The 16,399-nt window shown below is 52.3% G+C and carries 14 protein-coding genes; 5 read left to right on the top strand and 9 right to left on the bottom strand.

Annotation, left to right across the window (positions count from 1 at the left end; genetic code table 11):
* The first annotated feature begins 17 nt into the window (after window positions 1–17).
* Entirely contained in the window at window positions 18–2,171 is a 2,154-nt protein-coding gene (locus Dpoa569_RS14145; protein WP_042869070.1) for an ornithine decarboxylase, read from the top strand.
* An 84-nt stretch (window positions 2,172–2,255) separates the two neighbouring features.
* On the opposite strand, the gene ansP is transcribed toward Dpoa569_RS14145, so the two are convergent.
* The 4 genes from ansP to mutY form a co-directional block, all read right to left on the bottom strand.
* Window positions 2,256–3,713: an L-asparagine permease gene (ansP, locus tag Dpoa569_RS14140; protein ID WP_042869072.1), complete on the bottom strand. Its 1,458-nt coding sequence runs from the start codon at window positions 3,711–3,713 to the stop codon at window positions 2,256–2,258.
* 455 nt (window positions 3,714–4,168) lie between these two features.
* On the bottom strand, window positions 4,169–5,251 hold the full coding sequence (gene mltC, locus Dpoa569_RS14135; RefSeq protein WP_042869074.1) for a membrane-bound lytic murein transglycosylase MltC: 1,083 nt from the start codon (window positions 5,249–5,251) through the stop codon (window positions 4,169–4,171).
* Window positions 5,252–5,317: 66 nt separating this feature from the next.
* Entirely contained in the window at window positions 5,318–5,590 is a 273-nt protein-coding gene (locus tag Dpoa569_RS14130; protein WP_042869076.1) for an oxidative damage protection protein, read from the bottom strand.
* Window positions 5,591–5,592: 2 nt separating this feature from the next.
* On the bottom strand, window positions 5,593–6,678 hold the full coding sequence (mutY, locus tag Dpoa569_RS14125) for an A/G-specific adenine glycosylase (protein WP_042873823.1): 1,086 nt from the start codon (window positions 6,676–6,678) through the stop codon (window positions 5,593–5,595).
* 158 nt (window positions 6,679–6,836) lie between these two features.
* Between mutY and trmB the strand changes: the two genes are divergently transcribed.
* The 4 genes from trmB (at window position 6,837) to Dpoa569_RS14105 (ending at window position 12,577) form a co-directional block, all read left to right on the top strand.
* Window positions 6,837–7,553 (top strand): tRNA (guanosine(46)-N7)-methyltransferase TrmB, encoded by a 717-nt coding sequence (gene trmB / locus Dpoa569_RS14120; protein WP_042869077.1) that lies wholly within the window; start codon window positions 6,837–6,839, stop codon window positions 7,551–7,553.
* Window positions 7,554–7,555: 2 nt separating this feature from the next.
* A complete protein-coding gene (locus Dpoa569_RS14115) occupies window positions 7,556–7,900 on the top strand; it encodes a YggL family protein (protein WP_042869079.1) in 345 nt (114 codons plus the stop codon).
* A 107-nt stretch (window positions 7,901–8,007) separates the two neighbouring features.
* On the top strand, window positions 8,008–8,721 hold the full coding sequence (locus tag Dpoa569_RS14110) for a YggN family protein (protein ID WP_042869081.1): 714 nt from the start codon (window positions 8,008–8,010) through the stop codon (window positions 8,719–8,721).
* Between the two features lie 814 nt (window positions 8,722–9,535).
* A complete protein-coding gene (locus tag Dpoa569_RS14105; RefSeq protein ID WP_227983044.1) occupies window positions 9,536–12,577 on the top strand; it encodes an autotransporter domain-containing protein in 3,042 nt (1,013 codons plus the stop codon).
* A 72-nt stretch (window positions 12,578–12,649) separates the two neighbouring features.
* On the opposite strand, the gene Dpoa569_RS14100 is transcribed toward Dpoa569_RS14105, so the two are convergent.
* From Dpoa569_RS14100 to Dpoa569_RS14080, 5 genes are all read right to left on the bottom strand, one after another.
* Entirely contained in the window at window positions 12,650–13,690 is a 1,041-nt protein-coding gene (locus Dpoa569_RS14100) for an NADP(H)-dependent aldo-keto reductase (protein ID WP_042869086.1), read from the bottom strand.
* A 234-nt stretch (window positions 13,691–13,924) separates the two neighbouring features.
* On the bottom strand, window positions 13,925–14,143 hold the full coding sequence (locus tag Dpoa569_RS14095; RefSeq protein WP_042869088.1) for a YgdI/YgdR family lipoprotein: 219 nt from the start codon (window positions 14,141–14,143) through the stop codon (window positions 13,925–13,927).
* Window positions 14,144–14,305: 162 nt separating this feature from the next.
* Complete coding sequence (locus Dpoa569_RS14090; RefSeq protein ID WP_042869090.1) at window positions 14,306–15,022, bottom strand: TerC family protein; 717 nt, start codon at window positions 15,020–15,022, stop codon at window positions 14,306–14,308.
* 98 nt (window positions 15,023–15,120) lie between these two features.
* Window positions 15,121–15,813 (bottom strand): DNA mismatch repair endonuclease MutH, encoded by a 693-nt coding sequence (mutH, locus tag Dpoa569_RS14085; RefSeq protein ID WP_042869092.1) that lies wholly within the window; start codon window positions 15,811–15,813, stop codon window positions 15,121–15,123.
* A 196-nt stretch (window positions 15,814–16,009) separates the two neighbouring features.
* Window positions 16,010–16,174, bottom strand: coding sequence for a hypothetical protein (locus Dpoa569_RS14080; protein ID WP_155683840.1), 165 nt, complete (start codon window positions 16,172–16,174; stop codon window positions 16,010–16,012).
* Between the last annotated feature and the right edge of the window lie 225 nt (window positions 16,175–16,399).

Below are 16,399 nucleotides of genomic sequence, written 5' to 3'. Positions count from 1 at the left end.
CGTTTGGGTTTGGTTACATGAAACAGTTAAAAATTGCGGCTAATGCGGCGGTTGCCTCCCGTCTAATCACCTTGCGTCCGGTTGTGGCGCTCAATCAGACCGATTTTACCGACATCGCAGCTGTGGTGGTATCGGTTGAGGAGGCGCGCAGCGGCATCCTGTCGGTGATGCATCATTCCGGCTTCGGTATTCCGGCATTCGTGGTGCGCGAGCCGTGGCATAACGGTCAGGAAGTGCTGCCGCCGGGTAGTGAGTGGTTGAGCCTGGATAAGGCCGGAGAACATGCGCTTCAACTGGAAAAAGTGGCGGCGGAGTATCAGGCTCGTTTGTTGCCGCCGTTTTTCGACACGCTGTCTAAGTATGTCGGTATGCGCAATACCACGTTTGCCTGCCCAGGACATCAGGGCGGGGCATTTTTCCGCAAACATCCGGCAGGCCGCCAGTTTTTCGAATTTTATGGCGAAAATATGTTCCGGTCCGACATCTGCAACGCAGATGTAAAGCTGGGTGATTTGTTGATCCATGAAGGTGCCGCCAAAAAGGCGCAGAAATTTGCTGCGACCGTGTTCAATGCCGATAAAACCTACTTTGTGTTGAACGGTACGTCGGCGGCGAACAAAGTGGTGACCAATGCGTTGCTGACGCGCGGCGATCTGGTGTTGTTTGATCGCAACAACCACAAATCTAATCACCATGGCGCGCTGATTCAGGCTGGCGCGACGCCGGTTTATCTGGAAACCGCCCGTAACCCGTTCGGTTTTATCGGTGGGGTGGATGCGCGCTGTTTTGATGAAGCCTATCTGCGTGAGCTGATACGTGAAGTCGCCCCGGAACGTGCTGATGAGGTCAGGCCGTTCCGTCTGGCGGTGATTCAACTGGGGACTTATGACGGCACTATCTACAACGCCCGGCAGGTGGTTGATAGCATCGGCCAGTTGTGCGACTACATTTTGTTTGATTCTGCCTGGGTGGGATATGAGCAGTTCATCCCGATGATGAAGCAGTGCTCGCCGTTGTTGCTGGACTTAAACGAGAACGACCCAGGGATTTTTGTCACTCAGTCGGTGCATAAGCAGCAAGCTGGTTTCTCGCAAACCTCGCAAATTCATAAGAAAGATAACCATATTCGTGGGCAAAAGCGCTTCTGCCCACACAAACGCCTTAACAACGCATTCATGTTGCACGCGTCCACCAGCCCGTTTTACCCGTTGTTTGCGGCGCTGGACGTCAACGCCAAAATGCACGAAGGGCCGAGCGGTCGCCGGCTGTGGATGGAGTGCGTCAGGCTGGGGATTGAAGCGCGCAAGCAACTGCTGGAGCGCTGTACGCTGATCAAGCCGTTTGTGCCGCCGATGGTGGGGGGAAAACGCTGGCAGGATCACGACACCGAGGTGATGGCCCACGATGTGCGCTTTTTCAACTTCGAACCAGGCGATAACTGGCATTCCTTCGAAGGCTACGCGCAGGAGCAGTATTTTGTCGATCCATGCAAACTGTTGCTGACTACACCGGGAATTGATGCGGTAACCGGCGCTTATACCGAATTCGGTATTCCGGCGACCATTCTGGCCAACTACCTGCGCGAACATGGCATCATTCCGGAGAAATGCGATCTGAACTCAATTTTGTTCCTGCTAACGCCAGCGGAAGATAGCGTGAAGATGGAGCAACTGGTAGCGGCGCTGGTTCAGTTTGAACAACTGATTAAGCAGGATGCGCCGTTAAGCGAAGTGTTACCGAGCCTGTATCACAAGTATGAACAGCGCTATACCGGCTATACGTTGCGGCGTTTGTGTCAGGAAATGCATGATTTTTACGTCAGCCACGACGTGAAGCGGCTGCAAAAAGAGATGTTCCGCAAAGCGTCTTTCCCGCAGGCAGTGGTGCTGCCGCAGGATGCGCATACCGCGTATATCCGTGGCGAGGTGGATCTGGTGCCGTTGGCGCAAGCGCAGGGGAGAATCGCTGCTGAAGGCGCATTGCCTTACCCGCCGGGCGTGCTGTGCGTGGTGCCGGGCGAAGTGTGGGGGGGAGCGGTGCTGCATTATTTCCAGGCGTTGGAAGCCGGTATCAACCTGATGCCGGGCTTTGCGCCGGAACTGCAAGGTGTCTACAGTGTAGCGCAGGAAGACGGCAGCAAATGCCTGTGCGCAAATGTGATTGCTTGCTAATGGATTTGTGCTGAGCAACCAAAGAGAAAACCGGGGATGTTTCGACATCCCCGGTTTTTTACAGCGTTTCAGTGATCTCAGTCATCAGGCCGCAGTTTTCTCATGCTCTGCTTTTAGCCGGTTAACGTCTTCTTTCTGTTTACTCAACCCATACCAGCCCGCAATCAGCAGGACAGTCAGCACCGGGATGGTGGCAATAGTCCAGGTGCCGTTCGGGTAATCCAGCGCCATCAATACCAATACGCTTAGCAGAAACGCCAATGTCAACCAGGAAGAAAACGGCGCCAGCGGCATACGGAAGGCGACTGGGCTGGCTTTGCCCTGACGAATAGCCTGACGTAGTTTCATCTGACAGATGATGATAAAGGCCCAGGAGCTGATAATGCCGAGCGAGGCCACATTCAGTACGATTTCAAACACCTGTGATGGAACGATATAGTTCAGGAATACGCCGATCACATGAATGCAGACGGTGACCAAAATCCCGGCATAAGGCACCGATTGGGCGTTCATGTTGCCAAGAAATTTGGGCGCTGATCCCCCCTGAGACAGGGAGCGCAGGATGCGGCCAGTGGAGTACAGCCCGGAGTTAAGGCTGGAGAGCGCCGCCGACAGCACCACAATATTCATGATAGTGCCGATGTAGGGCACGCCCAGCTTGCTGAAGAAGGTGACGAACGGGCTTTGCCCGGCCTGATACGCATTCCACGGCAGCAGACAAACCAGCAGGATGACGGAACCGACGTAAAACAGACCGATACGCCAGATAACGCTGTTGACCGCTTTGGGCAGCGTCTTTTCCGGGTCTTTGCATTCGCCAGCGGCGGTGCCGATAAGCTCTACCCCGGCAAATGCGAAGATAACCCCTTGTATTAGTACTAACGCCGGCAACAGACCGTGTGGAAACAACCCGCCGTTATCGGTAATCAGGTGTAACCCTGGTATGTTGCCATCCAGCGTTTTGCCCGTGCCGAGAAAAATCGTGCCGACTATCAGGAACAGGGAAATGGCCGCCACTTTGATCAATGCGAACCAGAACTCCATCTCGGCGAACCACTTCACACCAATCATGTTCATAGTGGTGACGATAGCCAGCGCACCCAGTGCAAACATCCATTGAGGAACATCGGCAAAGGTACCCCAGTAATGCATGTAGAGTGCGACGGCGGTGATATCGACGATGCCGGTCATCGCCCAGTTGAGGAAGTACATCCAGCCCGCGACATAAGAGGCTTTTTCGCCTAAAAACTCGCGGGCATAGGAGACGAAGCTACCGCTGGAGGGACGGTGTACGATCAATTCGCCCAGCGCCCGCAGAATGAAGAAAGAGAAGATGCCGCACACCAGATAAACCAGCGCTAACGCCGGGCCGGCCATTTGCAGGCGTGCGCCGGCACCCAGAAATAAGCCAGTGCCAATCGAACCGCCGATGGCGATCATCTGTACCTGGCGGTTACCCATGCTTTTGTGGTAACCCGCTTCGTGTGAATCGAGCCAGCGTCGTTTGGCGTGGTGTTCGGTCTCGTTTTTATGTTGGTTCATTACCCGTTGGATTCCATTGTCTGTCATTCAGGAGCATGAAATAGCTGTTGTGTCACAGCCTGATTCATCGAGTGGATGGTATTTTTCCGGCCCGGCTATCTGTTGTCGGGCTCAAAAACGCCAGCGATGCTACCGTTTCCTGACCGGAGAGGCAAAAATTCTCTGCGCTGATTCAACGTGAGTGTTTTATTTATCTGCTTTGTTTTTCATTTATATCAGAGCAATAAATTATTTTGTTTTTATTTTTAAGTCTTTTGGTCTGAAAAATGGCTTTTTGAATAGTTTTTGCTTATGACTGTAACCAATCGTTTGCATTGGTGAAAGGTTCATCGTTGTTAATGTCGCGGACGTGGTGGCAGGGGGGCACAGCAAGCAGCGCCGACCACCGTGAGGCAGTGGCCTGTGGTGAAACAGGCCATTGCTTGTTTGGGGCAAACAGCCGGGGCAAACGGCAGTCAGCGGCTATAACCGCGATAGTTTTTCTGCGCGGTGTTGACCTTGTACAGATAATGCCGCGATTCAGCAGATGGATGACGCGTGGTCAGCGTTTGGTAGACCTCGCCGGGCGACATCGTATTGATGATGCCGAACGCCCTGTCTTTATCGCTGGAGAAGACCCGCAACACGCTGCCGGCGCCGCCGTTATAAGCGGTGATCATGGCATAGCGTTGTGATGTCGGGTTTTGAATTCCCGACAGGTAGACGTTTTTCAGCATCGACAAATAGGCGGTGCCGGTATCGATGTTGTTCTCCGGGTCAAACAGGTAGCTGCGGCTTGGTTGTCCCCATTTGCCTTTCATTTTGAACACGTCGCGGCCAGCACTGTGCTGCACCACCTGCATCAGTCCCAGCGCGTCAGAACGGCTGACCGCATACGGGTTAAAACTGGATTCGGTTTGCATGATGGCCAGAATCAGCGACGCATCGATGCCATAGCGCTCAGAAGCCTGACGCACCATCGGCAGATATTTGTGCGCGCGTTGATCCAGGTGGTTAGGCACCAGTTGAATGGTCACTGACCAGATCACGCGCATACCGGAGGTACGGCGTTGCAGCTTGTTTTGCAGCAGATAATCAGCGAAGTTGCCGGCACGGCCTTCCCAGCGGATCGGCTGGCCGGTATTGTCCAGTACCTGGCCGTACAGCAGTGGTTCGCGGCTGATCTGAATATCGTTGGCGTCAGAATAGAGGTCGGTGTTGCTGGCGTTGTCACCCATCAGCAGGGTGGTGATGATCGCCTGACGCAGGCTGGCCTGATAGTTAGTTGAAGAAATGGTTTCGATAGTGATGGTACCGGCATCAAAGTTGACGTGACTACGCGTCATATATTGATCAGAGTATTTGACGTAGTCTTTAGGACCGGCGATCAGAACCTCGTTCAATCCCCAGATGTTTTCGATGTTGTTGGCAAATTGCCCCATCAAAATATCGAAGGCGTTGGTATCTTTAATAAATGCCTCGTCGTTCTCACGTCCTTTTTTGCTGGAACAGGAGATCAACAATGGGGCGACAAGCAGCAAAACAAGCAGTTTCTTCATTGTATCAAGCCGTACAGGATCAACGATGCGTCAGGGCCTGACGGCCCTTGTCATTCAAGGTTACAGTCAGTGTTGCGGCGGGGTGTAACCGTCGATATGCACGTCTTTGCCTTCAAACAGGAACTGCACCATCTCCTGTTCCAGCAGTTTGCGATGCTCTACATTCATCATGTTGAGTTTTTTCTCGTTGATAAGCATGGTTTGCTTGGCCTGCCATTCGGCCCAGGCTTCTTTCGAAATTTCGTTATAGATACGTTTGCCCAGCTCGCCGGGATAGAGCTGGAAATCGAGTCCTTCGGCATCACGTTGTAAAAAAGTACAGAAAATGGTTCTGCTCATGCTTATTCCTCATCATGTGCGCAGGCGTCCGCGAAGACCGATTGCGGCTGAGCCAGTTGGCGTAGCAGCCGTTCTACTGGGGCGGCAAGCCCTACGGACGGCGGGTGCGCTAAGTTATACCAGAGACCGGCACCTTCATCCATGCAGGAACCGTTGTCGGTGAAATTCAGCCACATCGGCACAATATCCAGGTGGAAATGGCTAAAGGTATGGCGAAAAGCAATGCCCTGACGCAGGCCCTTACGCTGGATGCCGCGCTTATCGAGCCATTGCGTCAGGTCATCCAGACTGGAGAACTGTGGAAAACAGTACAGACCGCCCCACAAGCCAACCGCCGGACGTTGCTCCAGCCAGACGGTGTGCTGCTGTTGCAACAACAGGAACCAGGCGTTCCTTTCCGGTAATGTCTGTTTGGGTTTTTTGCCGGGGTATTCGGTCCAACTGTGGTTGGCGTAAGCGATACAGCCGTTACTGAGCGGACAAAGTTCGCATTTCGGGCGACTGCGGGTACAGACCATTGCCCCCAGATCCATCATCGCCTGGTTGAATTTTTCAACGCCGCACGCGGGTGTGACGGTTTCACTGAGTGCCCATAGCTGTTTCTCGACCTCTTTTTTCCCCGGCCAGCCGGCTATCGCATAGCAACGTGCCAGCACCCGTTTGACATTGCCGTCAAGAATCGGGTAGTGCTGGCCGAGCGACAGCGAGAGAATCGCGCCCGCAGTGGAGCGGCCCACGCCGGGCAAATCGGCAATGTCGTCAAAACGGTCAGGAAACTCGCCGCCGTGGCGATTAACGATGGTTTGTGCCGCCTTGTGCAGATTGCGGGCGCGGGCATAATAGCCGAGTCCGGTCCACAGATGCAGCACATCATCTAATGGCGCCGCTGCCAGTTCAGCCACGGTGGGAAAGCGCGCCATAAACCGTTCGAAATAGGGAATGACGGTAGTCACCTGAGTCTGCTGTAACATCACCTCTGACAGCCAGACTTTATAAGGAGTTTTTTCGAGTTGCCAGGGCAGGGTTTTACGGCCATAGCGCTCGTACCACTCCAGTACCTGTTGCGCGAACTGTTGCGCTTGCATCATAGAGGCGTCGTCATCCGGCAGGTAAAAATTTGACAGCGATTGCAGCACAGAGTGAATGTACTGTAAACCGGAACTTTCCGCCTCTGACTACTTGCTAAACAACCGTATCCTTGGATAATGCGCGTTTTCCCAACCCAATCAGACTTACAGAAAGCATTATGATCAATAACGTCATCTCTCCGGAATTCGATGAAAACGGGCGTCCGCTGCGTAGAATCCGCAGCTTTGTGCGCCGCCAGGGCCGCCTGACTAAAGGACAGCAACAGGCGCTGGATGATTTGTGGCCGGTGATGGGCGTGGAATATCAGAATGACATGCTGGATTTTGACCGTTTATTCGGACGCAATGCCCCCGTGGTGCTGGAGATAGGGTTTGGGATGGGGGCGTCTCTGGTGACGATGGCGCAGCAGCACCCTGAACAGAATTTTATGGGGATAGAAGTGCACGTACCTGGCGTCGGGGCCTGTCTGGGAACGGCACAGGAAGCGGGCGTCGATAACCTGCGGGTGATGTGTCATGACGCGGTAGAAGTGCTGGAGCGCATGATTCCCGATGGCTCGCTTGCCATGGTGCAGCTGTTTTTCCCTGATCCATGGCACAAAGTGCGTCACAACAAACGCCGTATTGTGCAGGTGCCGTTTGCCGAGCTGGTTCAGCGTAAGCTGGCGGTCGGCGGTGTGTTCCATATGGCGACCGACTGGGAACCTTATGCGCAGCATATGCTCGAAGTGATGAGTTCGGTCGCAGGTTATCGCAATCTGTCAGACCATAATGATTATGTACCGCGTCCGGCGTCACGGCCATTGACCAAATTTGAGGCCCGTGGTCAGCGGTTGGGTCATGGCGTCTGGGATCTGATGTTTGAGAGGAATTAATAATGGCTAAGAATCGGAGTCGTCGTTTACGTAAGAAACTGCACATTGATGAGTTTCAGGAATTTGGTTTTTCGGTCAGTTGGCGTTTCCCGCAGGGAACCAATGTGCAAGAGATTGACCGTACGCTGGATTTGTTCGTTGATGAAGTGATCGAACCGCATGGTCTGGCGTTTGAAGGCAGTGGCTATCTACAGTGGGAAGGTTTGGTCTGTTTGCAAAAACTGGGCAACTGTACCGACGAACAGCGCGAGCTGGTACGTAGCTGGCTGACAGCACATCAACTGACTGATGTGACCGTTAGCGATCTGTTCGATATTTGGTGGGATCTGCCTGCTACCCTCGGTTAAACCGCGCGTTTTGGTCATCACTGTCGGCTATCGCCAGTGATGACGGCTGTTAGCCTTTGCCGCTGAGTGTTCGGCTGGCGGCAGGCGCTGTTTTTTCAGGAGTCTTTATGTTGCGTAAAATAACTTTAGGCGCATTGATGTTACTGGCCTGGCAAGCACAAGCGGCCTATCAGTGCCCGGTTCAACCCCAGGATGACATCATTATCAGCCCACAGAGTGTGAAAGTGGTCGGCACCAGCGGCAATTTACAGATTTCGCCGCAGGGTGATGTACTGAGCAACGGTAGCGCACTGAATCTCAATGCCGCACAGCGCCAGCAGGCTAAGTCGTATCAGGCTGAATTGCGCCAGCAACTACCGTGGATTGATGAAGGCGCAAAACAGCATCTGGAAAAAGCGCGTCAGGCGCTGGACAAGGTCATTGTGCAGCAGTTGGGCAGCGACAGTAATGTGCGTAACCGGCTTGGCACATTGGATGAGCAGCTAAAACAGCAGATGAACCGGATTATCGAGCATCGCAGTGATGGCCTGACCTTTCATCATCAGGCGATTAAGCAGGTTGAGCAGGATGGGCAGCAGATTGTCGAGCGAACGATGGGCGGTGTCTTGCAAGATAGCCTCAATGAAATGGGTGTCAAACAATTGGGTGGCGGCGGTAATCCGTTGCAGGCGATGATGGGTAATCTGGGCGGTTTGCAACAAGCCATTCAGACTGAGTGGAAAAATCAGGAAGCGGATTTTCAGCGTTTTGGTCACGATGTCTGCAATCGGGTGACTTCACTGGAAAATCAGCGTCAGATGTTATTGCTGTCAATCAAATAACCTTTATTTAAATAGGGTGAATGCATTATTGTGTATTCGCCTTTTTTATTTTTAGGATTTTTCTTGATTTTAATGAGTTACATTTTTTATAAAAATTAATCTTTTCATCTATTTTTGTTTTATTTTAATTCCATATGTTTCATTTTGATTTTGGTTTTATGTAATTCATAAAACTGTAAATTAAAAGGCTTGTTTTGTTCATTTTCATTGTGTAAAGATAACTTCAAGGAATACTGCTTTTCGTATATGAAATAACATCATGGCGTGAAAGTAAAAATAATGTATTCCTGAATCATGGAAGATACCAAAGATAATTCAGGTTACAGGGAGAAATGCATTGCATTTTGAATGTTGCTGGCGACAGCTGGCGCACCTGCAACTTGCAGTATGACGGATATATCGTATATACCCTAAATAATTCGAGTTTCAGGACAAAACGCGTTGCGTTTTGAACAACGCAGCGCGTTGGCCCTTCAGGGCAAGGCTCATTGAGCCTTGTAACGCGGCAAGGGAAGGAATCCCGATGAGCTTACTCAGGTAAGTGATTCGGATGACTGAGCGCAGCCAACGCACCTGTAACTTGAAGTATGACGGGTATAAAACGGTATTTCCTACGCAGCATATAAAACGCACCCGTAATGCTTAATTATCGGATCGCGCGATCCGCTTATTGAGGTTTTGTTTTTCTTTATATTTTAGGATGTGTCATATGCGCATGACGTTTAATACGTTAAGGTTTTCTTATGTCAAAAAATCGGTGATGTCTCACCGAATAAAAATAGATTTTTATCACAGCAGGCAACGACTGGATAAAGTGCGATTTAAAAGACGGCTGATTGCCGGCTTGCTGCTGGCTCAATTGGGTTCTGTATTACATCCGGCACTGGCTGCTACCGCTGATGATTTTCGCACGCCTGAATATATGCGTGATGGCGCTGCGCTGGATTCCATTCATGCCGCTGAAGCTTATGCCATGGGATATAGCGGCGCAGATGTGACGGTTGGGATTATTAACCGCGTCGGCGATTTATCCAGTAATGATGAGTTTAATGGAAAAGTGGATGCCGGTTCACACTGGATCAGTGATCCCAGCAGCGCCAGCCCACACGGTTATTGGGTAGCCGGGGTGATTGGCGCGGCCAGGAATGGTGTCGGCGTACAGGGCATTGCCTATAATTCCAATCTGTTAACGCTGGGAACGGATAATTCCATCAGTGACTTATTGCAAGGCATGGTGGATATGACCAATCGCCCGGATGTGAAAATCATCAGCAACAGCTGGGGGTTTCTGTTTTATCCTGACCAGATCTCCTCGTATTCTGCCGCCATGCAGGATTTGCTGTTAAATACGGTGGTTCCCGCTTATGTCAGTGCGGCGAATGTGCTGGCCAGCCAGGGGCAGTTAATGGTGATGTCTGCCGGGAACGAAGGGCATTTGACGCCGACATTGTTTTCCGCATTGCCCACCGTGCTGGATAATAACCATCTTCAGGATAATATCGCCAATACCTGGATTAACGTCATGGCGTTCGATCCGTCTCAGCCCACCAGCAGCGCGGCATTTATCGCTACCTTCAGCAATCTGGCACAGGGCGCGACCGATTACAGCCTGTTGGCGCCGGGCGTCAACATCATTACGCCATCCACCAACAATACCTATTTCCGGGTCAGCGGCACCTCATTTGCTTCACCTTATGTCGCCGGCGTTGGTGCGCTGGTCAGTCAGGCGTTTCCCTACATGAGCGGCAAGCAAATTGCGGATGTACTGCTGTCCACCGCGACGCCGCTTACCGGCAACAATTTGCCTAAAGCGGTGGTGCTGGCTAACGAACAGTATGATGAAAATCAGTCGCTGACCGGTACAGCCGTCAAAGTCTATGCAACCCACACCGGTATTACCTTTACCGATGACGAACTGACCACGTTGATAAGCTCGCTGAAAATTAAAAGTCCATATAACAGTATGACGGACGATCAGGTTCGGGCCGCGATTCTGAGCGCCGCCACTGATCAGAATATTAACGTGATGTCGCAGAGCGACTATCAGGCGTTGTTTGGGCAGGGCGTAGTTAATGCGTTTAAAGCGGTACAAGGCCCCGGCTTGCTGAACGCTAAACGTCTGGTAGACAGCGACTTCAGTAGCGGCACATTTGGTGGAAATTATGCTCTCTATGCTATTGATACCAAAGGTGTAGACAGCACCTGGAGCAACGATATCGGTCAGGTGAAAAATACCGCCAGCGGCAGTGTGTTGTCCGGGCTGGATGTTGGCCTGCGTAAGCAAGGCGCTGGCACGCTATACCTGACGGGGAATGACACCTTTGCCGGCCCGACTGTGGTGGAAGGAGGCAAACTGATTGTTGGCAAGGTCGCCGGCGATGCCGGACAGCTGGCGGGTGACGCCTGGGTGCAGTCCGGCGCTGTGCTGGGTGGGCACGGCACCATCAACGGTTCAGTGGTGGTGCAGAATGGCGGCACACTGTCGCCCGGCAATTCAATCGGAACACTCACGGTTGGCAATGTACGCTTTGACCCCGGTTCCATTTATGAAGTTGAGATAGACCAGCAAGGTAATGCCGACCAACTGGTAGTGGTCAATAATGCTCAACTGGCAGGCACGGTGAAGCTGGTTGGGCAGGGCAGCGGGCATTTGGGGGACCGGTTTGCGCTGGTGAAAGCAGGCACGTTAACCGGTGTGTTCGATAAGCTGGAGTCGGCCAATAATTCGCTGTTTTTGACTGATGCACTGACTTATGGCTCGCAAGGCGCGTTTGTCAACGTGGTGCGTAACAACGTGCGCTTTAGCGACGTGGCGCAAACGGCTAACCAGAGTGCGGTTGCGAATGCTATCGACAACCAGTCGGGTACTGCGGTGCTGAGCGCGGTTGCCGACCAGCAGGATGCCGACAGCGCCCGGCGTGCTTTTGATAATCTGAATGGCGAATTCTACGCCACAGCACGCAATGCGCTGATTCGCAACAGCCGCGCGGTGCGCGATACCCTGAACAGCACCATGATGGGGGCGGGCAAAGGTGCAGAGCCTTGGGTGAGTAGCTGGGGATATGATGGTCAACAAGATGGAGACGGCATACGAGCAGGTATGAAATACAACGGCTACGGTTTGCTGCTTGGCAATGGCCGGCATGTTGGTGAGCAGGGTACGCTGGGGGTTGCCGTTGGCGCGGAAAAAGGTCAGATCACGATGGATGATCGTGCATCTCGCGGCGATCTTAACGCCTACCATGCCGGCGTTTACCTGTCTGATCGGGCGATGATGCTCGATCTGAGATCGGGACTCAGTTACAGCTATATCACCCTCGATAGCCAACGCGGCATCAATGTCTCCGGGCTGAATGGTCAGGTGACGGGGGATTATCGCGCCAGTCTGGCACAAGGGTTCGTTGAAGCCAGCCACCATTTTGATTTCTTTGAAACCTTCAGTGTGGAGCCTTATGGTAATGCTGCCTGGATCTGGCTGCAAAATCAAAGCGGACAGGAAGAGGGAAATGGTGCGTCGCTGGCGTTTGAGAAAGACACCACCCGCGCCGCTTTTGCGACCGGCGGTTTGCGTCTGAAAGTTCAGCCATTGTCACGCCTGCCGGTATCCTTGTATGGGGATTTCGGCTATCAGCACCGCTTAACCCATGATGATAATCAGGTCCGGCTACGCTTTGTTTCCGGCGGAGATACTTTCACTACCGAAGGTCTGCCGCTGGCGGATAATACCCGACTGATGCGGGCTGGCGTCACGGTGGATTTCTCTCACAGTGCTCACCTGTCGTTGGGATATCAGGGGGATCGCGCCAGCCGGGTTAAGGATGATAGTGCGCAGGCGTTGTTTAGCATGGCGTTCTGATCGTGTGACATCGAGCGTATAACATGGTGAGTACTGCGCCTTCCTTTACCGGGAAGGCGCAGTTCACGAACATCAGGGGGCGGGAATGGTAAACCGACGATGGATGGCTTCCAGCTCTGTCAACACGTCTTCGTCAAGTGTCAGATTCAGGCTATCCAGATTGGTTTTTAGCTGTTCCAGCGTGGTGGCACCGAGCAGGGTGCTGGCGACAAACGGTTGCTGGCGCACAAACGCCAGCGCCATTTGCGCCGGGTCTAACCCGTGCTTTTGCGCCAGTGCGACATATTCGGCAATGGCCTGCTGGGTATGGGGCGCAGAGTAGCGCACAAAGCGGCTAAACAGTGTATTGCGTGCGCCTGCTGGTTTCGCGCCGTTCAGGTATTTTCCCGTCAAGGTGCCAAACGCCAGCGGCGAATAGGCTAGCAGTTCCACTCCTTCATGCTGGCTGATTTCCGCCAGACCGATTTCGAAGCTGCGATTGAGCAGGCTATAAGGGTTCTGAATAGAAACAATGCGCGGCAGGTCGTGCTTTTCCGCCAACTGCAGATAGCGCATCACGCCCCATGGGGTTTCGTTTGACACGCCGATATAGCGGATTTTACCGGCTCGCACTTGCTCGTTCAGCGCCTCCAGCGTTTCCAGCAGTGTGACGGCGGGTTTTTCCTGGCTGTACTGATAACTTAGCTTACCGAAGGTGTTGGTCTGACGCTGCGGCCAGTGCAACTGGTACAGGTCAATGTAGTCAGTGTTCAGACGCTTGAGGCTGTCGTCCAGTGCGGCGCGGATATTTTTGCGATCCAACGCCTGTTGCGGACGCAGGCCGCTGTCGTTGAGACGTACTGGTCCGGCGACTTTGCTGGCGATGATCAGCTTTTCGCGCCCACCGCGGCTTTTCAACCATGAACCAATATAGCTTTCCGTCAGTCCCTGCGTTTCCGGGCGTGGTGGAACCGGGTAGAGTTCGGCGGTATCAATCAGGTTAACACCGGCGGCAATGGCGAGATCTAACTGAGCGTGGGCATCCGCCTCACTGTTTTGTTCGCCGAAGGTCATGGTACCCAGACCCAATGTACTGACTTCCAAACTGCTATGGGGAATACGGTGATAGAGCATTGCAGTTTCCTTTTTATTCTTCTGAGTAACGCGGGTGCGACAACGCCGCAAATTTGACTATAACCAAGCCGTGGCGAGGGGGGAAGGCTCTTTGTGCGGGAAGGCCGGGCATCATGCGGGTAAAAATAGTTTAAAAATAGTTTCAGCGACTGACAAAGCAACATGAGGATAATGGCGGGGCAGACAACATGCTGCTACATCTGCCCGGCGGGGGGGAGTATATGAATAACCGGTTTATCGTTCGATCACCTGAGAAATGTTGTCGTTGTTGATCTGGTGCTGCACGCCATCTTCATCAGTATAACTGAGTAGTCCAGTGGACGGGTCCAACACGGGCTTTCCCTTGGTCAGCAGCATCTGGCCGTCTTTGGTGGCAATAACATAATGACTGGCGCAGCCGGAGAGCAGCATGATAACCGTCAGAGCCATGGCGGTTTTTATCCGGAGTCGCATACTGAATGTACCTGTTGTTTAGCAAAAAAACTGAATGTTTCCCAGTCTAGCAAAGCGCCGTGCGGGTGAAGTTAGGATTTATGGTAAAAAAATGAAAAACCTATGTAAGTATGGTGCGGAAAATGGCGCATTGACCATTTCCCGCACAAGAATTAGTGGCTTTTAGTGGCTTTTAGTGGATTTCTTGCCGCGCATCAGGTTCAGTGCTTCCACTGCCATCGAGAAGAACATGGCGAAGTAGATGTAGCCCTTAGGTACATGAATATCAACGCTTTCCAGAATTAGCGTAAAGCCCACCAGAATCAGGAATGACAACGCCAGCATTTTCACCGATGGGTGGCGATCAACAAATTCGCCGATAGGACGGGCGGAAAACATCATAATGCCGACGGCAATGACGACGGCTGCCATCATGATGAACAGGTGGTCGGACAGACCCACGGCGGTGATCACCGAATCCAGGCTGAAGATGATGTCCAGCAGCATGATCTGCACAATAGCGCCAAAGAAGGAATGTACCTGCGAGGTGTGGTCTTCTGCTTCGCCTTCAATCGTTTCGTGGATTTCTTTGCTGGATTTCCAGATCAGGAACAGGCCGCCGAGGAACAGAATCAGGTCACGGGCGGAAATTTCCTGACCGAATACGCTAAACAGCGGATTGGTGAGTTTTATAACCCAGGCGATGGACGCCAGCAGGCCAAGGCGCATCAGCATCGCGCCCATCAGGCCGATACGGCGAGCTTTGTTCTGTTGCTGTTTGGGAAGCTTGGCGACGACCAGCGACAAAAAGATGATGTTGTCGATGCCAAGTACGATTTCCAGTATGGTGAGTGTCCCCAGCGCCAGCCAGGCATTAGGGTCTGCGATCCAATCGAGCATTATCTCAGTGCATCCTTAAACGAAATGTAAATGACTATTATCTACGGCCTGCAGTTGTACAGGCAAGAGGAATTAGGTTGTGCTTGTCCCGGAAGGAATTACAGCAGAAAATGCCTGGTCAGTAGCGGTGTAGTGAAGGTTTTTTTCAGATAAAAACCGCGTGGTAGCGTCAAAATCGGCTGCCCATGTTCGCCAATCGCTTCGGTCAGCGCCCGGCTGTTGGCGGCTTTGGGGCGCAATTGCAACACTTCGCCGTGACGTGCGGTGATGCTTTCTACTTTGCCAAGCACGATCAAATCCATCAGCTCTTCCCAGTCTTGCCGTAACTGCTGCTCTTCTTCCTGACTGGGACTCCATAACAATGGTGCTCCGATACGGCGTTCCCCCAACGGGATGGGGCGCGAACCTTCCACCGGAATCCACAGTACTCTGGTCAGCTTATGACGTACATGGCTGCTTTCCCAGGTTACGCCGCTGTTTCCGGTGAGCGGCGCTACACAGACGAAGGTCGTTTCCAATGGTCGCCCTTGTTCATCCACTGGAATGGTTTTCAACTCAACCCCGATATTGGGAAAGTCCTGCTCCGGCTTGCTGCCGGCATTGGCACCCAGGAAACGCTCCAGTAGTACGCCGATCCACCCTTTATCTCGCTTAAGGTTGGCGGGCAGCGGTAGTTGGGCGATTCGCGCCAACTCTGCCAGCGAATAACCAGCCAGCGCCTGTGCCCGCAACAGCAAAGCCTGTTCACTGTCCGGCGGCGTTTGATGGAGGGTGGGTGGTTGCGTCTGCATGTATTGCGTATCCGTTACTGATAATCAAGGTGATTAAAAAAAACACAGCCATGGCGGAGGATAACATCAGGTATTCAGTTATTCAGGCAGGAAATAATAATAGCATGATTTTTTTATGATTTTTATCTCGCGATGCATGGTGAGAAAAACCTCGCCGGTTTTTGTTCATGACAAGACACCGACAATAAACAGGATTTTACACTATGTTATCCACAGTTTTTTGGGATAACAGGGATAACTCAGGATTACTGTTTTGATTTACAGCCTTGACGGACGGTGCTTTTGCTGGTTTTGCTGTTTTTTTGGCTGGTTTTTCGTTATCGCCTGTGGATAAAACCGACGTAGTGCGATCTTTCGCCATCCTGAGAACCTCTGCGGATGTTGTTCATAGAGGGGGGGAGGAAACACGCTGGGGAGTGGGGTAATTGATTGAAAGGACAGGGTGATTTTGTTCGGGTCATCACAATTGCATAAAAATTGAAATGAGTTTTGCGCACTTTTTCATGATGTTCTTCACAAAGATGTCCACAGAAAAAGTGAATAAACCGGTAAAATTATCAGGTGAATGTTCATAACTTCGATTTTA

Origin of the sequence: Dickeya poaceiphila, from assembly GCF_007858975.2 — a bacterium.
GTDB lineage: Bacteria > Pseudomonadota > Gammaproteobacteria > Enterobacterales > Enterobacteriaceae > Dickeya > Dickeya poaceiphila.
The sequence above is the reverse complement of the archived record's forward strand: the minus strand, read 5'-3'. Positions and strand labels throughout refer to the sequence as shown.